This window comes from Magnetospirillum sp. ME-1 (assembly GCF_002105535.1).
GTDB lineage: Bacteria > Pseudomonadota > Alphaproteobacteria > Rhodospirillales > Magnetospirillaceae > Phaeospirillum.
The window spans coordinates 4,377,331-4,392,393 of the sequence record NZ_CP015848.1 but is presented as its reverse complement, the minus strand read 5'-3'; the positions used below and the strand labels follow the sequence as shown (position 1 = coordinate 4,392,393).

The following is a 15,063-nucleotide window of genomic DNA, read 5'->3' as shown; positions in this document are numbered from 1 at the left end:
GGCGAAAATGGCGTTGGTGTTGGGCGGCGGAGCGCCCAACTGCACATTGATGACGGGGGCCATGCTGGCGTTCGAGGAAGCCGGCGTGAAGTTCGACGTGATTTCCGGGGCGGGCGGCGGCGGCTGCATGGCGCTGCTTTACGCTTCGCCGGCCAACGGCATGACGCGCCAGGAAAGCTTGCGCAACTCCATCAATCTCAGCGTCTTGGATTCCATCTTCAAGTTCATCCCGGTGAACTACAAGGTGTTCGTCAAGGGCAGCCGGCTGGCCGAGGGCTATCGCAACCTGCTGACCAAGCTGCCCTATTACGAGAAGGTCGTGGACCAGCTGGGCATGACCAAGGGCAAGAAGCTGATCAGCGACCTGATCCAGCTGATCTGGGCCATCACCACGCCCAGCACCACCACCTTCTTCTCCAGCGGCATGTGCTCGCACGCGCCGCTGCTGGAGCAGTTCATCAACTTCTCCAAGATCAAGGATTACGAGGAAGAGGTCTACATCAACGCCTATTCGGTGGCCGACCAGAAGGTGGTCACCTACGGCAAGAACGAGATCAATTTCGAGACCTTCGCCGCCTCGCTGGGCTATCCCTTCATCTACGAGGCCACCACGGTGGACGGCATCTACTTCATGGAAGGCGGCGCGGTCGATACCTACAATTTCAGCGGCCTGCTGCGTACCGACGAGGACATCCGCACCCTGGTGGTGCTGGACGCCTTCGGCAACCAGCAATACATCCAGCGGCCCAAGAACCTGTTCCAGGCCTATTCCCAGTCCATGATCCTGCCCCTGGTGGAAGTGTGCCGGAAGGATCTGATGCTGTTCGAGCACTACTACCTGAAGGAATGGAACGCCGCCCATCCCAAGAAGGAAGTGGAACTGGTCAAGATCAAGTTCGACATTCCCCCCGACTGGCTGCCGGCCGCGCTGGACTGGTCGACCAGCAACATGGAGCGCATGTTCGAGCTGGGCTACGAAACCGCCCGCAAGCACATCGCCGAGTACGGCGTCGATCTCGGCCGGACCATCACATAAGGGGAGAACGCCGCATGGATGGGTCCGAGGTGGGGTTCGAGCCACTTCTGGCGCTCGAGGCCATGATGCTCAGTCGCGAATGCGACCGGCGCGAGGCCATCCTCGTCCGCCAGGGACGAGCGCCGTTCCACGTGTCGTCGGTGGGGCACGAAGCCCTGGCCGCCCTGGCCCAGCTGATCGGGCCGGGCGACCTGGTCTTTCCCCATTACCGCGACAAGGCGCTGATGCTGGCCTTGGGCACGCCGGTGAAGGAGCTGGCGCGCCTGCTGCTGGGCAAGGCCGCCTCGCTGGCCAACGGCCGGCAGATGCCGGGGCATTTCGGCGACCGGGGGAGGGGGGTGTGGAGCGCGCTGTCCCCCGTCGCTCACCACCTGCTGCCCGCCTGCGGCTTCGCCTGGGCCATGCGGCGCCAGGGCCTGGCCCATGTGGCGGTGGCGCTGACCGGCGAGGCGTCGTGCCGCCAGGGCGAGTTCTTCGAGGCGGTGGCCTTCGCCGTCGAACGCCAGCTTCCGGTGCTGTTCGTGGTCGAGGATAACGGCCTGGGCATCAGCACGCCCACCGACCGCCTCAACCCCCTGGCGCTGGGCCTGCTGGACGGAGTGCCGGTGACCCGGGCCGACGGACGCGACCCGGAAGCCCTGTTCGCGGTCGCCCGGCGGGTGATGAACGGGGTGCGCGGCGGCAATGGCCCGGCCATCCTGTGGTGCGAACTGGACCGGCTGGAGGGCCATTCCAGCTTCGACGACCAGCGCGGCTACCTGTCGGAAGATGCCATCCGGGCCAAGTGGGACCGTGATCCGGTGGCCGCCTTCGCCCAACGGGCCGCCCCGGAGGCCGAGGTGGCGGCGCTGCGCCAGCGCCTCTCCGACGAGGTCTACGCCACCTTCCAGGAGGTGCTGGACGAGCCCGACCCCTCGCCCCGGGCGGCTTTGGACGACCGGCTGGCGCCCGCGGCCCTGCCTTCGCCCTTCCGATTCCCCGAGGATTACCCCGAGAAGCGCTGGACCCTGGCCCGTGCGGTGGGGGTGGCGCTGGGCGCCATCTTCGAGGACCAGCCCCAGACCCTGCTGTTCGGCGAGGACGTGGACGATCCCAAGGGGGGCGTGTTCGGCCTGACCCGGGGGCTGTCCACCCGCTTTCCCGGCCGCGTCCACAACTCGCCCCTGGCCGAGGCGACCATCGCCGGGGTGGCGCCGGGATTGGCCGCCGGCGGCATCCGTCCCTTCCTCGAGATGCAGTTCGCCGATTTCTGCGGCCCGGCCATGAGTCAGATCGTCAACGATCTGGCGACGCTGCGCTGGCGTTCGGCCGGGGCCTGGAACTGCCCGGCGGTGATCTATGCCCCCTATGGCGGCTATGTGGCCGGGGCGGGCATGTGGCACAGCCAGGCCTGCGAGGCCTCGTTCTGCCAGATTCCCGGCATCCGGGTGGCGGTGCCCAGCACGCCCGCCGACGCGGTGGGCCTGTTCTGGGCGGCGGCCCATGCCGAGGACCCCACCATCATCCTGCTGCCCAAGCGGCTGTTCCAGGCGTCCGAGCCGGTGCCGGCCGAGATTCCGGCCATCGCCTTCGGAAGCGCGCAGCGCCTGCGGTCCGGCGACGACATCACCGTCATCTGCTGGGGCAATACCGTGCGGGTGGTCCAGGACGCCTTGCGCCGGCCCGAGACGGCATCGGCGTCGGCCGAGGTGTTCGACCTGCGCAGCCTGGTTCCCTGGGACCGGGAGGCGGTGATGGACTCGGTGGCCCGGACCGGGCGGCTGCTGGTGGTGCAGGAGGACAACGTGAGCGGCGGCGTGGGCCAGATGATCGTCGCCGAGCTGTGCGCCCATGCCGGAACCTGGAGCCGCCTGAAGGCTCCGCCCTTGATCCTGGGCCGTCCGGACGTGCATATCGGTTTCAGCGGGGCCTATGGCGATGCCTATCTGCCCCAGCCGCAAGAGGTCGCGGAAACAATCCGCGACATGACAGGAGCCCCGTGATGATCAAGGTGCTGGCCGTTCCGTCCTACGGCTACAATGTTGAGAAAGTGAACATCACCCGCCTGCTGAAGGAGCCGGGCGAGGATTTCGCCCTGGACGAGCCCCTGTACGAGCTGGAGACCGAAAAGGTCGCCCAGGAGGTGGAGGCCCCCTTCGCCGCCCGGCTGGTGCGCTGGTGGGTGGCCGAGGGCGACGTGGTGCCGGTGGGCGCGCCGGTGGCCGATGTGGAGGTCGAGGGCTGATCCATCGGCTATTTCCGGAACAGCGGGATGTCCACCTCGCGGTCGTGACGGTCCAGTTCCTTGTGGAAATGCTCGATGCGCTCGCGGGCCAGGTCGGGGGCCTTGTTGCGGATGGCTTCGCGCACGGGGGGCAGCAGGGCCAGCAGGCGCAGATGGTCTTCCTTGAGCCGGGCGACGGAATCGGGGCCGAGGCGGACCGCCAGTTGCTCCTCCATGCGGAAGTGGATGCGCATGCGGTCCTGCAGCACGTCGATGGCCTCGTCGGCCAGCCCCAGTCCGGGATCGTTGCGGACCACCGCCGCCATGGAGGCGATCATCTGATGCAGCTTCTGGTGCTCGGTGTCGATCACCGAATCGCCGCTTTTCCACTGCTCCTCAAGCCAGGTCGCCATGCCAGCCCCCTTTCCCGCCACCTCGCATTGACGTGGGGATCTGACTGGAATAATTCCAGAAGAAAAATCAGCCGCAGCGCACGCCGGTGCCGCCCAGGCCGCAATAGCCGCCGGGATTCTTGGCCAGATATTGCTGGTGGTAGCCTTCCGCCCAGTAGAAGGTGCCCGACGGAACGATTTCCGTGGTGATGGCGCCGAAGCCGGCGCGGCGCAGGGCCTCGCCATAGCTGTGACGCGACGATTGGGCCGTCTCGGCCTGCTGGGGCGTGGTCCAGTAGATGGCCGAGCGGTACTGGGTGCCGATGTCGTTGCCCTGGCGCATGCCCTGGGTGGGGTTGTGGCCCTCCCAGAACAGCCGCAGCAGGGTGGAATAGGGCAGTTCGGCGGGGTCGAAGGCCACCATCACCGCCTCGGCATGGCCGGTGCGGGCGGTGCAGACCTCTTCGTAGGACGGATTCTCGGTGAAGCCGCCGGTATAGCCCACCGAGGTGGAGTAGACGCCGCCCGTCTTCCAGAACAGCCGCTCGGCGCCCCAGAAGCAGCCCATGGCGAAGACCGCCACCTCCATGCCCACCGGGAAGGGGGGCTTGAGGTGGGTGTCGAGCACGTAATGGCGCTCGGGGATGTGGATTTCACTGGCCCGGCCGGGCAGGGCCTGCTCGGCCGTGACCATCACCGTCTTGCTGGGACCCCAAAGGGACATGGACGCGCCTCCGCTCTTGCCGTGTTCCCCTCTATATGGGGGCCGTCGTTCACCGTAGCGAGATGGCGGCCAGGGCCAGGGCGGCGACGATGGCCAGCGCGCCCAGGAAGATGTCGCGCTGGCGGCGTCGGGCGTGGTCCTTTTCCTCCAGGCGGCGCTGCAGCCAGCGGGTGGTGACCTCGACCGCCGCCGCCCCGGCGAAGTCGCTGAACACGCCCTGGACCGCCGAAGGCTCGAACATCCCGTCGTTGAATTCGTGGATGGTGAACAGGCACCACTCGCCCTCGTATTCCACCTGGCAGACCCAGTCCTGCAGCACCCAGCGGTCCAGCACCTTGCGGATGGGGCGCTCGGCCTCCTGGTGGTGGAACGAGAACTGGAAGCCCTCGACGGAGGCGATGCGGGACTCGGCCATGGCGGCTCCTCAATGAAACGGGCGGCTGGCGAAAATAACGGTAGAACTACCGGATGTAATAATTGTTTCACCCCGGCGGCACAAGCCCTTGCGTTATAGGATAGCCATGGACGGCTACGAAACCTCAGCAGTCGAAGGTCGGCATGTTGTGCCGAAGCAGCCCGAAAGGGGCGCTTTCGATCCGTCTTGCGTCCCAATTCCATTGTCCGCAATCAGACGAGGTGAGTCATGACCCACCAGATGACGAGCGTCCATGCCCTGAACCCGGCCGCCTCCGACGGGCTGGAGGTGCGCCTCGCCGAGACCAGCGCCGAGGTGGCCGCCGCCCAGCGCATCCGCTACCGGGTGTTCTATGAGGAGATGGGCGCGAAGCCCACCGCCGCCATGCAGGCGCTGGAGCAGGATTTCGACGATTACGATCGCCATTGCGACCACCTGCTGGTCCTGGCCGAGGGCGAGGTGGTGGGCACCTACCGCCTGATCCGCCGCCGGGCGGCCGAGGCGGTGGGCCGCTTCTATTCGGCGGGCGAATTCGACATCAGCCCCTTCCTGGCCGTCGAGGGCGAGATTCTGGAACTGGGTCGCTCCTGCGTCGATGCCCGCTGGCGCCACCGGGGCACGTTGCAGGCCCTGTGGCAGGGGCTGGCCGCCTATATGGTGGAGAACGACATCCGCCTGCTGTTCGGCTGCGGCAGCCTGCCGGGCACCGATCCCGAGGTGCTGGCGCCCCAGCTGGCTTACCTGCGCGACAACCACCTGGCGCCGCCCGCTCTTCGCGGCCGGGCGCTGGACGGCGCCGAGACGGTGGATTTCGCCACCATCGATGTGGCCTGGGAGGCGCGCCGGGTGCTGGCCTCGCTGCCGCCGCTGCTCAAGGGCTATTTGCGCCTAGGGGGCGTGATCGGCGAGGGCGCGGTGATCGACCGGCCGTTCAACACCACCGACGTGCTGGTGGTGGTCAACGCCGCCGACATCGCCGGGCGCTATGTGAAGCGCTTCAGCGCTTGATGGCGGCTTTCAGCGCGGCCAGCAGGCGGGCGGGCTCCACCGGCTTGGACACGTAATCGTCCATGCCGGCCTCCAGGCACAGCAAGGCGTCGCCGTCCAGCACGTCGGCGGTCATGGCGATGATGGGAATGGCGGCCACCGGGCCGGTCATGGCACGGATGCGGCGCGTCGCCTCCAGCCCGTCGATGCCCGGCATGTGGACGTCCATCAGCACCACGTCGAAGGGCTGGCGCGCCAGGGCGGCGATGGCCTCGGCCCCGTTGTGGGCCAGGGTCACCCTGTGGCCCCAGCGCTTCAGCAGGGTGGTCGCCAGCTTCTGGTTGACCGGATTGTCCTCGGCCACCAGCACCGCCAGGCTGGGCAGGTGGGAATCCTCGCCCTCCGCCGTCTGAGAGGAGCGTTCGGCGGCCACGGCCAGGGGCAGGGTGAAGTGGAAGGTGGTTCCCTCGCCCGGAAGGCTGTCGAAACCGATCTCGCCGCCCATCATCTCCACCAGCCGCTTGCAGATGGAAAGCCCCAGGCCGGTGCCGCCGAAACGCCGGGAAATGGACGAATCCGCCTGGACGAACTCGGCGAACAGGGCGGGGGCGGCGGACGGCTCGATGCCGATGCCGGTATCCATGACCTCGAAGCGCAGGATGTTGGACTCCGCCTCCACCGAGACCACCACGCCGCCTTTTTCCGTGAACTTGACGGCGTTGCCGATCAGGTTGGTCAGTACCTGGCGCAGGCGGGTGGGGTCGCCGACCATGTGGCGGGGTACTCCTTCGCCCACCGCACAGCGCAACGTCAGGCCCTTGTCTACGGCGGCGCCCCGCATCAGCGCCATCATCTCGTCCAGCAGGCGGACGAGGTCGAACTGGGCCGCCTCCAGCTTCATCTGCCCGGCCTCCAGCTTGGAGAAGTCCAGGATGTCGTTGATGATGGCCAGCAGGGCGCGGGCCGAGGACTGGGCGGTCTCCAGATGGTCCTTCTGCTCAGGCGTCAGCGGCGAGCCGGTCAGCAGGTGCAGCATGCCCAGCACCCCGTTCATGGGGGTGCGGATCTCGTGGCTCATGGTGGCCAGGAAGTTGGCCTTGACCCGGGCCATCTCCTCCGCCTTGTCCTTGGCGTGGATCAGCATGCGCTCGGCGCGCTTGCGGTCGGTGATCTCGGTATAGGTGGTGACGAAGCCGCCGCCGGGCAAAGGCGTGCCGCGCACTTCGATCACCGTGCCGTCGGGGCGTTCGCGCTCGAAGCAATGGGCGGTGAAGTTGCGGGCCTTTTCCACCCGCTCGGCCACCAGCGTCTCGACGTCGCCGGGGCCGTACTCGCCGCGTAGCGCGTTGTAGCGCATGAAATCGGCGAACACCGTTCCGGGGTGGACCAGGCTGGGCGGGAAATCCAGCATCTCGAGGAAGCGGTTGTTGCACAGGATCAGGTTGAGGTCACGGTCGAACACCGTGAAGCCCTGGCCGAATTCCTCCACCGCCTCGATCAGGTGGCGCCACTTGAACTCGGCCGACCCCGCTCCGTGATGCATGCCCAGCTTCCTTGTTCACGCAATGGCAGCATAGGCGAAATTGTCCCAAGGCGAAAGCTGCATGCGAGGAACCGAATTAACGCCATACCTTGTAACTATTGCGAGATGATGCGACGCAGTATACCGTTCTTCCCGTGCCAATCTGGCGGATCAATGACATGGAGGCGGGCATGGCGATCAAGCGGGCAATCTGTCTTGCGGGTGGCGGCCCGGCGGTCGGCCTTTCCATCGGCGCGCTGGAGCGCATCCACCGCGAGCCGGACATCCGCTTCGACGTGTGGAGCCTGTCGTGCATCGGAGCCTGGCTGGGCATCGTCTGGAATCAGGCGGCGCCGGGCAAGGAGGCGGAGACCTCGGTGGACTTCTTCCGCGGCATCTTCCGCCCCGACGATGTCTACGAGAAGTTTCCGGTGGCGGCGGCCTTCGCGCCTGATTTCGAGGCGGCGACCGAGAACGCGCTGAACTTCGTGCTGGATTCCTCCAGCTACCGCAATCTGGTGATCCCCGAGGCCATCAAGGAGGCGTCGGAAGAGATCGTCGCCTTCGCCAAGGACCCCGGCAAGTGGTCCCAGGCCAATCTCAACGCCCTGATCCTCAATCAGGTGCTGGCGGTCAACCCGGTGTCGCGGTTCATGACCAGCCTGATGTACAAGAGCGCCACCAAGGGCCTGTCCCGGGTGTTCTATCCCGACAGCGCCTTCTTGCAGCAGATCGACTTCAAGGCGCTGTACCAGGAGGGGCGCCCGGTGCTCTACCACAATTCCTACAACCTGACCGACCAGCGCCTGGAACTGTTCAGCAACAAGGATTCCAAGTACCAGCACATCTCGGCCGAGACCCTCTGCGCCTGCTCGGCCCTGCCCTATATCGAAGAGCCGGTGACCATGAACGGCAAGGTCTATTGCGAGGGTGCCACCATCGACACCGTCAATTTCGAGGACCTGCTGACCAACCATCCCGACCTGGACGAGGTGTGGGTCAGCCGCATCCTCGACCGCAAGCAGATCCGCCGGCCCGAGAACCTCTACGACGCCCTGAACAATCTGGTGATGCTGTTCGCCGCCACCACCAGCGAGGACGACGTCAAGCTGTTCAAGTACCACCTTCGGGAGATCGGCTCCAAGGTCAGGGTCATCGAGATCCCGGTCGCCCACCACATCAATTACGATTGGAGCTGGTCGAACCTGGACCGCTCCATCGCCGATGGCCGCCTCGCCGCCGATGCGGTGCTCCGGGCTTATCGTGGTGGAAAGCCGGATTCGAAAGCCATTCATGCATCCAAGATAAATAAATCTACGGTGAATGCCTGACCAGACATAGGTCATAAAGCATAAATTCATTACAATTGTCTGTTTGATCGGCTGTGGTATGGCTGTTTAATAGCCGTGTCATCCGTTATGACGTAGTCTTGGATGGCTGAGGCATCTGGCTTCGGCAACATGATGGCAGCGTTGCCTTCAGCCTGACGCCGATCGCGGAGGGGTGAGATGAGCTTTCTCGACGATATGAGGATTTGGGCGAAGATCGCCATTGTCCCGGTGGTGGCCACCGTCGGACTGGTGATCATCGCCTGGGTGGGCATGCAGGGCCTGGCCGGGCAAAGCCGGACCCTGGACCAGATCGCCGAGGTTTCGTTCGCCAAATCGGTGAAGATCGGCGATTTCACCGACGTCCTGCAGGATGCCCATTCCGACCTCTATCGGTTGCTGACCTGGAACGCCGCCGGCGTCGAGGCGGCCAAGGTGGACAAGATCGAGGCCGCCTTCGCCGAGGGCTTGAAGAAGGCTGGAAAGCAACTGGGCGATTTTCGCGCCGCCTTTCCCGTCGCCGGCGAGGAAGATGCCCTGCTCAAGAAGATCGAAGCCGGCCTGATCGTCTACAAAAACGCCACCGATCAGGTGGTCTCCATGCAGAAGATGGATTTCACCGCGGCGGTGTCCTTCATGTGGACCGCCCAGGACAGCTATCAGGCGCTGATGGCCGAAACCCAGGCCCTGGTGGCCATGGAGGCCCGTCTGGTGGACGCCGCCCGCCGGTCGGCCGGAAATGACGCCGCCACCACGCGAGGGCTGTTCATCGGCATCACGCTGGGCGTGCTGGGCCTGCTGGCGCTGATCTCCTTCCTGCTGGTCCGCGCCATCGCCAGCGCGGTGGGCGGCATGACCAGCGCCATGGAGCGTCTGGCCCAGGGCGACCTTTCCGTCGTGGTGCCCGCCATCGGCCGCAAGGACGAGATCGGCGCCATGGCCGCCACCGTCCAGGTGTTCAAGGAGAATGCCCAGCGGGTCAAGGCGCTCACCGACGAGCAGGACGCGCTGCAGCGCCAGGCCGAGGCCGCCAAGCGCCAGGCCATGGCCGAACTGGCCGGCGAGATCGAGACCACGGTCAGGGGCGCCGTCGAGAACGCGTCGCGCGCCGCCGATTCCATCCGGGGCGAGGCCGAGGTGCTGGCCGCCAACGCCGAAACCGCCATCAGCCAGACCGCCCAGGTGGCGGAATCCTCGGAACTGGCCAACGGCAACGTGGAGAATGTGGCCCAGGCGGCCGAGCGTCTGGTGGGCTCCATCAGCGAGATCAACCGGCAGGTGGAGGAATCGTCGCGCGTCGCCTCCGAGGCGGTGGCGGAAGCCGCCCGCACCGACGAGACCGTCAAGACGCTGACCGTGGCCTCGGGCAAGATCGGCGAGGTGGTGAACCTCATCAACGACATCGCGTCCCAGACCAACCTGCTGGCCCTTAACGCCACCATCGAGGCGGCCAGGGCCGGCGATGCCGGCAAAGGTTTTGCCGTCGTGGCCAACGAGGTGAAGAATCTCGCCAACCAGACGGCGCGCGCCACCGAGGAGATCACCGGCGAGATCACCGCCATGAAGGCGGCGACGGAGGAGGCGGTCCGCGCCATCGACGGTATCGTCGCCACCATCGGCCGGGTCAACGAGGCGCTGGCCGCCATTACCGGCGCCGTGGCCGAACAGGGGCGCGCCACCGGCGAGATTTCGGATTCGGTCAGCCAGGCCGCCGACGGGACCCGTACCGTGTCGTCGGGCATCGGCGAGGTCCGGCGCGTCGCCGATCAGGTGGGCAACGCCGCCGCCACCGTCCAGGTCACCACCGAAACCCTGGTGGGCGAGTTCGATCGCCTGCAATCCCAGGTGGACGGGCTGGTGGCCCGTCTCAAGTCCGCATAATCATAATCAGGAGGGAAGACGTGAGGAATTTCGCAAGGATGGCGGTGCTGGCCGCCGGTGCTGTGTTCGGCCTGTCCGGGGCGGCCCAGGCCGCCGACGAGTGCGCCGCGGCCCAGGGGCTGGTGGACAAGGCCATCGCCCATTACAAGGCGGTCGGCCAGGAAAAGTCCTATGCCGACTTCATGGACAAGGGCAACAAGGATTGGGTCAACGGCGAGCTCTACGTCATCGTCTCGACCATGGACGGCATCTTCAAGGCCCACGCCATCAATCCCAAGCTGATCGACAACAAGGATCTGCCCGGCCTCAAGGACGTCAACGGCGTGATGATCATCCAGGAGATGATCAAGGCCGGCAAGTCGGGGCCGGCCGGTGCCTGGGCCAAGTACACCTGGACCCATCCCGAGACCAAGAAACTGGCCCCCAAGCAGACCTGGGTGAAGGCCAACGGCGACCTGCTGTTCATGGCCGGCTGCTATCCGCCGGCCTGATCCAGCCCCGTTCCCGATGCCGCCCGCTGCAAATGCGGGCGGCATTTTTATTTGTAGCGAAATTAGTCAGGTTCTGGTGCGGCGAGACTGTCGAGTAGCGATCCCCCTTCGACTCGACTCAATGGAATCCCCGCATGAGGGGATTTTTGCCCATGGGCGCAAGAATTCCCTGGCGTCTTTCGTTGCAACGTCCTTGCCGCTATGCTTAAGCTATACGGGACAAGCGGTGGAGAATCGGGGCTTGGTCGTGCGCAGATTTGGGTGATGCGCTCCGAATTATGTCGGCGAGGGGGAGTGTTTTGAAAATCACCCTGAATTGTCTCAGTGTTGATCGGTTGACCTGCATGGGTATTGAGTTCCCATGAGGCCGTATATCGTCGCCATCTTCAATCAGAAGGGTGGTATCTCCAAGACCACCACCAGCACCAATCTGGCGGTTTGCTTGGCGGCCTTCGGAAAATCGGTGGTGGTCATCGATCTGGACTCGCAGGGCGATTCCACCAAGAGCCTGGGGATTGATCCCAAGACCAAGCAGGGCATCTACGATCTTTTCACCAACGGCGCCGCGGTCGAGGACGTCATGGTCGAGACCATGTTCGACGGCGTGCGGGTGCTGCCCTCCACCTACAGCCTGGCCGGTATCGAGATCAAGCTGTCGGAAATGCAGAATTCCCAGCGGACGCTCTCCAACATCCTGGCGCATACGGCACTGGATTGCGATTACGTGGTGATCGATTGTCCGCCGGCTTTGGGCATTCTGCCCATCAACGCCCTGGCCTCGGCCCATGCGGTGATCATCCCCGTCACCGCCACGCCCTATGCCAATGACGGATTGCTGCGCACGCTGCCCTCCATCAAGTACGTGCAGGAGGGGCTGAACAAGAACCTGCTGCTGCAAGGCGTGCTGTTCACCATCAACGACAAGAACAAGACCACGCGCAAGATCAACGAGTTGATCCGCTCGCGCCTGGGGGGAACGGTCTACCGGACCGAGATTCCGCGCGACAACACGGTGATCGAGGCGGCGACCTCGCGGCTGCCGGTCTGCGTTTTCGCGCCCAAATCGCCGGCGGCCCAGGCCCATCTGGACTTCACCGAGGAATTCATCGGCCGCCACGTGGCCATCGCCGCCAAGAACAACGAGACGGTGAGCCCCCATTCCCCGCGCGATGAGGCGATCGGACGCCTGACCCGCTGGCAGGGGGCTTGCGCCGAGACCGCCATACCCGCCGATGACGCCCGCCTGCGCCAGAAGACCGACCAGTTGGACCGCATGCTGTACGGCGACCGGACGCGCATGGAGCGCTGGCATCTGGAAGTGGTGCATTTCTTCATCGAGAACCGCCTGTCGCTGGTGGCCTTTCTGGTGGTGATGCTGCTGGGGGGATTGGCCCTGCTGGGGGTGGGAATCGAGGGCGCGCGCCGGTTGGCCGGGCTGCTCGGTTTCGTCTGACGGGTATGATGATGGTGCCAATGCCCGCCGACGCTTCAGCCATCGTGATGTTCCGTCTGACCGGGCAGTGTTTCGGCCTGCCGGTGGAAGAGGTGCGCGAGGTGGTGCCGCTGGCCTGGCTCGACCGGCCGCCGCATCTGCCGGCCATCGTCGAGGGCATCCTCAACCTCGGCGGCCAGGCCGTGCCGGTGCTGCGGCTTGATCGGCTGCTGGGAATGGAGGGGGGCCATTACGGCATGGATGCCTCCATCTTGATCATGCGCCCCCGTTCCGAATCCGGGGTGGTGGGCTTGCTGGTCGAGCATGTGGACGGTGTCCGCGACGCCGGCGATTTCGCCGCCATGGACCTTCCGCCCGGGCAGTCCTTCAACGACTGTCTGGCCGAGGTGCTGGAACGGGACGGGCGCAGCGTGAACCTGCTGGCCTGGGATCGCGTCCTGCTGAGCCAAGAGCGGGCGGCGCTGAGCGAATTCCAGGTCCGGACCCAGCAACGGCTCGACGCCCTGACGGAATTCGGGCCATGACGGACGCGGCGCCGTGAGCCTGTTCACCGCCAATCCCTCTCCGGCGGTAACCGCCATCCTGGAAGACCCGGCCTTTCCCCGGCTGAAGGTGCTGGTCATCGACACCACGGGAATGGAGTTCTATCGCGACAAGGACGCGGACCTCGCCCGCATCCTGGCCGAGCGCATGGACGAGATCGGCGTGGCCGATTGCGGCGGCTATCTCCATCTGCTGCAGGACCCGGCCCAGGGCAAGGCGGAGATGGATGCGCTGATCGCCGAACTGACCATCGGCGAGACCTATTTCTTCCGCCACAAGGAGCAGTTCGACGCCCTGCGCGAACTGATCCTGCCCGAGGTGATCGAGCGCAACAAGATGGTCCGCCGCCTGCGCATCTGGAGCGCCGGCTGCGCCACCGGCCCCGAGCCCTATTCGGTGGCCATCATGCTGGAGCGCGAGTTCGGCGAGCGCATCGCCGGCTGGCACGTCACCGTGCTGGGGACCGACATCAACCAGAAATTCCTGACCCGGGCGCGGGAAGGGCGCTACGACGAATGGGCGTTCCGGACCATGTCCGATTCCCTTCGCGCCGCCTGTTTCGAGCGGGTGGGAAACCAGTGGCAGATCCGTTCCGAGTTCAAGCGCCACGTCAGCTTCCAGTACCACAACCTGATCAAGAGTCCGTTTCCGTCCCTGGCCGACAACATCGCCGGCTTCGACATCATCATCTGCCGCAACGTCATCATCTATTTCAGCCAGCCCACGGTGGAGGCCCTGGTTCCCTGCTTCCGCGAGACCCTGAACGACGGCGGCTGGCTGATCATGGGCCATGCCGAGCCCAACCAGCGGCTGTTCAGTTCCTTTCGCACTGTCAACACGCCGGGCGCCGTCCTCTACCAGCGGGTCGACCGGCCGCAGGAGCCCCCAGGCCCGGTGGCCATGCCGCCGCAGGCGCCTTTCTCTGCGCCCAAGGCGCCGCCGCTTCCGGTGGGACGGGGGGGGCTGCCGGCGCCCGCTCCGGTGACGAGCCGGCGTTCGATGCTGCTTTCCAAGCCGGCGCGGCCCAAATCGGCGCCGGTGCCATCCCCGTCTCCGGCCGTCGTGCCCGCCGATCCGTCCCAGCCCGGCTACCGGCTGAAGGTGGCGCGGGACCTGGCCGACAGCGGCCAGTGGGAGAAGGCGGCGGCGGCCTGCGACGCCATCATCGCCGCCGTTCCCCTCGACGCCTGGGCCCATTTCTACCGCGCCATGGTCCACGAGCAGCTGGGCGAGGACGACCAGTGCGAAAAGGCCTTGCGCCGCGCCATTTATCTCGACCGCCGTTTGGTTCTGCCCCATTATCACCTGGGGTTGTTCCTGGCGCGGAAAGAGGATGTCGCCGGTGCGGTGCGTTCGTTCCGCAACGCGCAGGCATTGCTGACCGGGCTGGCGGACGAGCATCCGGTCGACCCGGGCGAGAAGATTACCGTGGGACAGATGCGTGAGGCGGTGGCGATGCATCTCAAACTGGTCGGAGGGGCCTGATGTCCCGTCAGGCCGCGACCATTCTTGACCGTCTTCACGCCCTGGGCGACGGGCATGACGGCTGGAGCGAGGCGGAGTACACCGAGGCGCTGCTGCGCGCCCGGGCCCGCCGCCTGGCGGCTCCGCGCGGCGTGGTCGCCGAAACCGCCGTCGGCATCGAGGCGCTCGGGGCGCGCGTCGCCAACGAGCGTTACGCCCTGCCTCTGGATTGCCTGTCGGAAGTGATGGTGCTGGCGCGCTGGACGCCGGTACCGGGGCAGCCGCAATACCTGCTGGGCGTCACCAATCTGAGGGGGGAGATCCGCCCCGTCCTGGACCTGCACTCCCTGCTGGGCCTGACCCCGCCGCCGCCTGAATCGCGGTCCTGGGTGATCTTTCTCAAGGCCGGCGGAGCCGAGGTGGGGGTCCGGGTCGAAGCCCTCGACCGGGTGGTGTCCCTTGATCCCGCCACCCTGACCCGTCCACACGAAAGCGGCAACGGTCTGCCGCAGCGGTTCATTTCCGGCATCACCCCCGATGCCCTGATTCTTCTCGATACAGCACAGCTTCTGGCCCTCGATGCGCTGAAGGATACGCGCGTCAATGGTCCCGACGAGTCATGAA

At 65.9% G+C, this 15,063-nt stretch carries 15 protein-coding genes; 11 read left to right on the top strand and 4 right to left on the bottom strand.

Going from position 1 to position 15,063, the window contains the following annotated elements; genetic code table 11:
- Window positions 1–7 precede the first annotated feature (7 nt).
- From WV31_RS20530 to WV31_RS20520, 3 genes are read left to right on the top strand one after another with little or no spacing between them, the layout of a single operon-like run.
- Entirely contained in the window at window positions 8–1,036 is a 1,029-nt protein-coding gene (locus WV31_RS20530; RefSeq protein WP_085375267.1) for a patatin-like phospholipase family protein, read from the top strand.
- A 14-nt stretch (window positions 1,037–1,050) separates the two neighbouring features.
- Entirely contained in the window at window positions 1,051–3,018 is a 1,968-nt protein-coding gene (locus WV31_RS20525) for an alpha-ketoacid dehydrogenase subunit alpha/beta (protein ID WP_085375266.1), read from the top strand.
- Window positions 3,018–3,260 (top strand): lipoyl domain-containing protein, encoded by a 243-nt coding sequence (locus WV31_RS20520; protein WP_068433809.1) that lies wholly within the window; start codon window positions 3,018–3,020, stop codon window positions 3,258–3,260. Before WV31_RS20525 ends, WV31_RS20520 begins: the two co-directional genes overlap by 1 nt.
- An 8-nt stretch (window positions 3,261–3,268) precedes the next feature.
- Here WV31_RS20520 and WV31_RS20515 read toward each other — a convergent pair whose 3' ends face one another.
- From WV31_RS20515 to WV31_RS20505, 3 genes are all read right to left on the bottom strand, one after another.
- A complete protein-coding gene (locus WV31_RS20515) occupies window positions 3,269–3,652 on the bottom strand; it encodes a hemerythrin domain-containing protein (RefSeq protein ID WP_085375265.1) in 384 nt (127 codons plus the stop codon).
- Between the two features lie 67 nt (window positions 3,653–3,719).
- The gene (gene msrA / locus WV31_RS20510) at window positions 3,720–4,355 is read right to left on the bottom strand and encodes a peptide-methionine (S)-S-oxide reductase MsrA (protein ID WP_085375264.1); all 636 of its coding nucleotides are present in this window, start codon (window positions 4,353–4,355) and stop codon (window positions 3,720–3,722) included.
- Window positions 4,356–4,404: 49 nt separating this feature from the next.
- Window positions 4,405–4,770, bottom strand: coding sequence for a hypothetical protein (locus WV31_RS20505; protein ID WP_085375263.1), 366 nt, complete (start codon window positions 4,768–4,770; stop codon window positions 4,405–4,407).
- Between the two features lie 228 nt (window positions 4,771–4,998).
- On the opposite strand from WV31_RS20505, the gene WV31_RS20500 reads away from it, so the two are divergent.
- Window positions 4,999–5,778, top strand: a complete 780-nt coding sequence (locus WV31_RS20500) for a GNAT family N-acetyltransferase (RefSeq protein WP_085375262.1) — start codon at window positions 4,999–5,001, stop codon at window positions 5,776–5,778.
- On the opposite strand, the gene WV31_RS20495 is transcribed toward WV31_RS20500, so the two are convergent.
- Entirely contained in the window at window positions 5,768–7,300 is a 1,533-nt protein-coding gene (locus WV31_RS20495; RefSeq protein ID WP_085375261.1) for a PAS-domain containing protein, read from the bottom strand. The genes WV31_RS20500 and WV31_RS20495 overlap by 11 nt on opposite strands.
- 170 nt (window positions 7,301–7,470) lie before the next feature.
- Here WV31_RS20495 and WV31_RS20490 point away from each other — a divergent pair, with 170 nt between their 5' ends.
- From WV31_RS20490 to WV31_RS20460, 7 genes are all read left to right on the top strand, one after another.
- Complete coding sequence (locus WV31_RS20490) at window positions 7,471–8,610, top strand: patatin-like phospholipase family protein (protein WP_085375720.1); 1,140 nt, start codon at window positions 7,471–7,473, stop codon at window positions 8,608–8,610.
- Window positions 8,611–8,787: 177 nt separating this feature from the next.
- A complete protein-coding gene (locus WV31_RS20485) occupies window positions 8,788–10,488 on the top strand; it encodes a methyl-accepting chemotaxis protein (RefSeq protein WP_237051401.1) in 1,701 nt (566 codons plus the stop codon).
- A 20-nt stretch (window positions 10,489–10,508) separates the two neighbouring features.
- Complete coding sequence (locus WV31_RS20480) at window positions 10,509–10,979, top strand: cache domain-containing protein (RefSeq protein ID WP_085375260.1); 471 nt, start codon at window positions 10,509–10,511, stop codon at window positions 10,977–10,979.
- A gap of 361 nt (window positions 10,980–11,340) precedes the next feature.
- Complete coding sequence (locus tag WV31_RS20475) at window positions 11,341–12,432, top strand: ParA family protein (protein ID WP_085375259.1); 1,092 nt, start codon at window positions 11,341–11,343, stop codon at window positions 12,430–12,432.
- A gap of 20 nt (window positions 12,433–12,452) precedes the next feature.
- Window positions 12,453–12,956 carry a chemotaxis protein CheW gene (locus WV31_RS20470; RefSeq protein WP_237051400.1) on the top strand — a complete coding sequence of 168 codons (504 nt, stop codon included), beginning with the start codon at window positions 12,453–12,455 and terminating at the stop codon, window positions 12,954–12,956.
- 13 nt (window positions 12,957–12,969) lie between these two features.
- Entirely contained in the window at window positions 12,970–14,460 is a 1,491-nt protein-coding gene (locus tag WV31_RS20465) for a CheR family methyltransferase (RefSeq protein WP_085375258.1), read from the top strand.
- Window positions 14,460–15,062, top strand: coding sequence for a chemotaxis protein CheW (locus WV31_RS20460; RefSeq protein ID WP_085375257.1), 603 nt, complete (start codon window positions 14,460–14,462; stop codon window positions 15,060–15,062). Before WV31_RS20465 ends, WV31_RS20460 begins: the two co-directional genes overlap by 1 nt.
- Window position 15,063: the final 1 nt, after the last annotated feature.